This window comes from Microcystis sp. LE19-84.1B, from assembly GCF_027531875.1.
GTDB lineage: Bacteria > Cyanobacteriota > Cyanobacteriia > Cyanobacteriales > Microcystaceae > Microcystis > Microcystis panniformis.
The window spans coordinates 1-5008 of record NZ_JAPZSR010000014.1 but is presented as its reverse complement, the minus strand read 5'-3'; the positions used below and the strand labels follow the sequence as shown (position 1 = coordinate 5008).

5 protein-coding genes and 1 pseudogene are annotated in these 5008 nt (G+C 42.8%); 1 reads left to right on the top strand and 5 read right to left on the bottom strand.

Annotation, left to right across the window (positions count from 1 at the left end):
- On the bottom strand, positions 1-443 hold a 443-nt coding region (locus O9324_RS00605), incomplete at its 3' end, for a sigma-70 family RNA polymerase sigma factor (protein ID WP_288139210.1).
- A gap of 48 nt (positions 444-491) precedes the next feature.
- Here O9324_RS00605 and O9324_RS00600 point away from each other — a divergent pair.
- On the top strand, positions 492-620 hold the full coding sequence (locus tag O9324_RS00600; RefSeq protein ID WP_288139209.1) for a hypothetical protein: 129 nt from the start codon (positions 492-494) through the stop codon (positions 618-620).
- Here O9324_RS00600 and hpsO read toward each other — a convergent pair.
- The 4 genes and pseudogenes from hpsO to O9324_RS00580 all read right to left on the bottom strand — a co-directional run.
- Complete coding sequence (gene hpsO / locus O9324_RS00595) at positions 606-1775, bottom strand: hormogonium polysaccharide biosynthesis glycosyltransferase HpsO (RefSeq protein ID WP_288139208.1); 1170 nt, start codon at positions 1773-1775, stop codon at positions 606-608. The genes O9324_RS00600 and hpsO overlap by 15 nt on opposite strands.
- A complete protein-coding gene (gene hpsN / locus O9324_RS00590) occupies positions 1772-2767 on the bottom strand; it encodes a hormogonium polysaccharide biosynthesis glycosyltransferase HpsN (protein WP_147073048.1) in 996 nt (331 codons plus the stop codon). Before hpsN ends, hpsO begins: the two co-directional genes overlap by 4 nt.
- A gap of 132 nt (positions 2768-2899) precedes the next feature.
- On the bottom strand, positions 2900-4627 hold the full coding sequence (hpsL, locus tag O9324_RS00585) for a hormogonium polysaccharide biosynthesis protein HpsL (protein WP_288139207.1): 1728 nt from the start codon (positions 4625-4627) through the stop codon (positions 2900-2902).
- Positions 4628-4685: 58 nt separating this feature from the next.
- Positions 4686-5008 (bottom strand): annotated as a pseudogene (locus O9324_RS00580) (hypothetical protein); the annotation flags it as partial.

Below are 5008 nucleotides of genomic sequence, written 5' to 3'. Positions count from 1 at the left end.
ACAGCGCGATGTTCTAAACTGAGAATTTCTAACCCTTGTCGGACCACCTCCTCATAATGCAATTGCATCAAATCGGGACTATCTTGGGGACGGGATTCGCTATCAAGGGAGTTTTCCTCATCAGTGCTTTTGGCCATCCTCATTTGTCTTTTGGCTAATTGTCGCCGACCATCGATCGCCACATTCCAAGTGATCCGATAAACCCAAGTGGAAAAGTATTCAGGTGAACGCAATTTCGGCAACCCGTGCCACAGTCTTAAAAAGACCTCTTGGACAAAATCCTCTAGGAATTCCTGTCCACAGAGTTGATAGAGAGTAGAGCGGATTTTTGGTTGATAAAGACGGTAAAGGTGACGAAAAGCACCCCGATCACCCCTTTGACATTTTAAAATTAACTCTCGATCGCTCACACTTGTTTGCTTATCGGTTATCACCTCGATCATTCCCCTCACCCCTAGCTACTTGTCCCTTTAGACTAGGGGGTGTCAAGAATGGTTCATAACCAGTTATCAGTTATCAGTGAGCAGTTATCAGTGATCAGTTATCAGCTTTTTTCTCCCCACACCCCACACCCCACACCCCACACCCCACACCCCATCTCCCCATCACCGAGGGAGTAATTGTTGATAGAAATCCAATTGTTTTTGAGCGAGGGCTTTATTAGTATAATTGGTCATTACCCTCTGATAACCCCTCTGGCCTAATTCTTGAGCGAAGCTGGGATTATCTAAGAGAGTTTGTATAGATTTAGCCAGTGCCTCCCCATCTTTTTCGGGAAAAATTAAACCCGTATCAGCAATAACAAAGGGGATTTCTCCCGAATCAGAACCAATAACAGGAACCTGACAGGCCATAGCTTCAATTAAGACATGACCGAATTGTTCTTTCCAACCGACGGCAGTTAAGGTTTTGACCTGATAGGTGATTTCTGAAGGCAAAACTAAAGTGTTCATCAGGTTAATATAATTAACTACTTGATCGTGGGGAACACTTTCCACTATCATCAAGCGATCGCTTATTCCTACGGCTCTAGCTTCGCTGACTATTTTATCTTTCAGGATTCCCCGACCTAACAGTAATAATTTCCACTTACCTGTTAATTTAGCTACAGCTTTAATCAGCGTTAGAATGCCTTTCTCTTCCACAAAACGACCGATAAAACCAATCACGAATTCATCGTTTTCAATGCCTAAAGATCGGGCTAAATCGGGTTGCTTGCCAGGGGAAAAAAGGACTTCATCCACTCCTAATTGCGGTAAAACGGTGTATTTACCCCTGTAACCCCGTTCTTTTAAAACATCTACCCCGTCCTGATTACCGGCGATTAAACCATCGGTATTTTTCAGGTTATAAGCTTCTAACCAAGAGATGGGAAATTTAGGAGTATAGGGAAGATTCCACCAAGTAAAAAATACATTTTTAGCTCGTAGATTTAAGAAACGGTTCAGAGTAATAAATTGTGCATAACCGAGAGATTTAGAACCCTGTTCCACTTGAATAATATCGGGTCTAAATTTTTGCAATAAAGAAATTATATCAGTGCCAAAAGTTAATAAAGCTTGGTTATTCTGGCTAAAATTAGAGATAGGAATAACTCGGAAATTGTCGGCTATTTTCGGTTGACTTTCAATGATTTTATTTTGGACTCCTCCCGGTTGCCAACGTTGGGGAACAACAATAGTAACTTCAATATTGGGATTTAATCTTGTCAGGGCGCGCAGTTTCTCACAGTTGAGATCAACTATATATGTATGACTAGCGACTAAAATTCTCATAGATTATCTAGTTTTGTATAAATTTGACCATCATTCCAGAGGGACTTTACTTGAGTTTTCAGAGCATCGAGAAAACCTAAACTATAAAAAATTCCCCTAGAGAGGATTTTAATCGGGGAACCACCTTTATTACAGGGAGGATTGCCAAGAACGTGACAATCAAATAATTTAGCGTAGAGTCGCAATTGTTGAGCGGGAGTGAGATTTTTCAGGGCCATCAGAAAGTGATTATGATAAAAAGTCGTCTGATAACTCAAAGAACGAGTGCTAATATCATGACAGCCGCCGGTTTCTTCCCCTAAATGAACCAGATAAGCGGTGGGATCGTACCAGACATGATAGGGAGTCCGGCGTAATCTTAAGCAAAAATCCGATTCCTCGCGCACGGCACTGCCACGAAAGCGTTCATCGAACCAAATGCCGTATTTCCTAAATATATCCTTCCGGAAAGACATATTACAGCCCCGGGCCGAGATTACCTGCTGGGGTTTAGTGGTGTGGACAAGATCGATGTAATACCAAGCAATGCCCGGATCCATGGCTTGGGGGGGTAAAAAGTCGATTTCGTAGGGTTTGCTGGTATCTGTCACCATTTTTTGGGAGTCACCCAATTTCATGCGATCGAATACCCGACCTGCCACTACACCTATCTCAGGGTTCTTGACAAAATTCTCACTATGTGCTTTGAGATAATTATCCGGTAGCCGCACATCATCATCGATAAAAAGAACGATATCGCCTTGGGCGCGACGGACTCCATAATTTCTCGCACCGGGTAAACTCGCCCAATCCAGCCGATACCAGCTAATTTTGTGCTGATTAGCCATATTTTCCAGATAGGATTGTATGGCGGGGCTGTGGGTAGCGGTCTGGTCGATAACTAATACCTCAAAATCGGGATAATCTTGTTTGAGTAGGTCATCGAGGGTATCTTTAAGAGGCTCTTCGCGTCGATAGGTGGGTATGATGACAGAAATCGAGGGAAAATTCATAGCAGGGAATGGGGGAGTGGGGGAGTGGGGAAGTGGGGGAGTGGGGAAATGGGGAAATGGGGGAATGGGGGAGTGGGGGAATTTCCACTAAAACCCTAAAACCCCAACACCCTAAAACCCAACACCTATATTTCAAGCTAAAGAAACGCCTTTGCGTTTAAATTTTAAGCCCTTTTTGGAGGATTTTGTTTCAGTTTCCCCCGCCAGAATTTTGGCTTCTTTTTCCTGTTTTTCGATCACGGGTAATCTAAAAATTACGCCCGCAAATATCCAGTAATAAACGCCCACAGGATCCGTATCGAGGGCATACCAATAGGGAAGATAGGCAACAAAGAGCAGCAAAACCCAATAACTACCGGCAAAACCTCGCAGAGTGGGATCTTTGAGGGAACGATAGGTGCGGAAGGCCAGATAAACTAGATGGGTCATGAATATCATGTACAAGGCAAAACCAATGTATCCCAACTCGAATAAAACTTTAGTGTGATAGGTTTCCACAAAGGAAATATCACCGAAAACCCTAGCAGAAGCTGTGGCCACACCAAGTCCACGACCTAAAATACCGCCCTGATTACGGATAGCAAAATCCAACTGTTCTTGAAGAAAAGCAGTGGGGGGACTGCTTTGCCAACGGCCGATGGCACTATCGTAGCGTTGTTGGACAAAATCCGGGTTAAGGAAAGAAAAACCGATAGCTAGAAGTAAAGTGGCGGCAAAAATGATCGGCAAAAATCGTTTTAAGTTAGCGATTTGTCCTGTAAGAATCGTCATCAGACCAATAATCATCGGTACAGCAAAGAAAGCTAGTCTTTGCCCAGAGATCACTGCATTAATAAAAACTAGGGTTAAACCCACTAGGGCTGCTAGTCGCCATTTTTGGGAAATTTCACTAAAGGCACTGGCATAACAAATTACGGCATTAGAGACCAAAAACCAAGCCCAGTGCCAGGGGGAAACAAAGGTACCTGGTAGGCGGATCATATTTACTTCCGGACTATACACTAATGCCCCACCAACCAAACACCTTGCATCTAAGTGGGCTTTGAATAGTGCATCAGCTACAAAGCCTCTAGTTCCTACACAACGACCGGTTTTCAGCATCCAGTATTGCATTAGTCCTAGGACACAACAAATAATCGCTAAAGTCACTAAAAGACGACTAAAAAATAATAGGGTCGGTTTGTCTTTGATTAAGTAATAAGTGCAGAAGATCAAGGGGACATAACCCAGCAAAACTTTAAATCCTAATATTCCTTGCAGAAAAGTCTCACTTTCCCGACAGGGAATCCCGCGCAAACGACCATCCCTAAAGATACTCATCCCAGCCACGGAATCACAAGTAGGCAGAAATTGTCTCTGCAAATTGACGGCTAATAGACAAACTACACAGAAAACAAAGATTAATAATAGGGTTGTACCTAATTGTTTGGGGACAATAATCGGTAATTGCTTTTTTCGACATTCTAAAACTAAGGCGATTAAAGCGGGTAGATAAAAGATATCTTTACTAAGCTGGAGGATTGAACTACCTCCCAACCAATACACGATAGTGCCAGTGAAGGGGACATAGATAATAAATGCCCAAAGAGCCATGCGAGGATAGCTAAAGGAGAAAACTACTAAAATTAAGGCTAAACTTACTGCCGCTCCTATCTTGGCATCAAATAATAAGCTGAGGGGTAATCCGAGCAAAATTGCTACACAAATGGCAAAAACAATTAACCCCGTTAACTTTTGTTTCTTTTGCCTTTCTTCTTTTTTGAGGGCAAGTTTCTCTTTGATGTTAAGCGGGGGACTATCAGCTTTTGTTTGGCCCTGTTTATGCTTTTTTTTCTGGCGATCGATACTTAGTCCGGTCATCGAAAAACTGGGTCTGAAACCCGCCCTTTAGCGATAACGGAGGGCGGCTTTATATAAGTTAGCGAGAAACAATTAAACCGTTAGAACGACGAATTAACTGAATCTTGCTAACAGCTATCTGTCCCAATCGTTGACCATTGGTATCGCTTACAGATAGCTGTTTTTCGGTATCTCCACTAATATAACCAATTCCTTTGGGAGAAGAAACTAAATCTCCTTTACGGAACCCATGTCCTGTGGTAGAGCCACCATATTTACGTCGTTTACCACCTTTAGAAAAAACCATCAGGTGAAGTTGACGACGACTAATAGGAGGACGTTTGATGACAGCAAAGGGAGCGTTTGTTACTTTAACAGAACCCTTCCAATCATATCCATGAC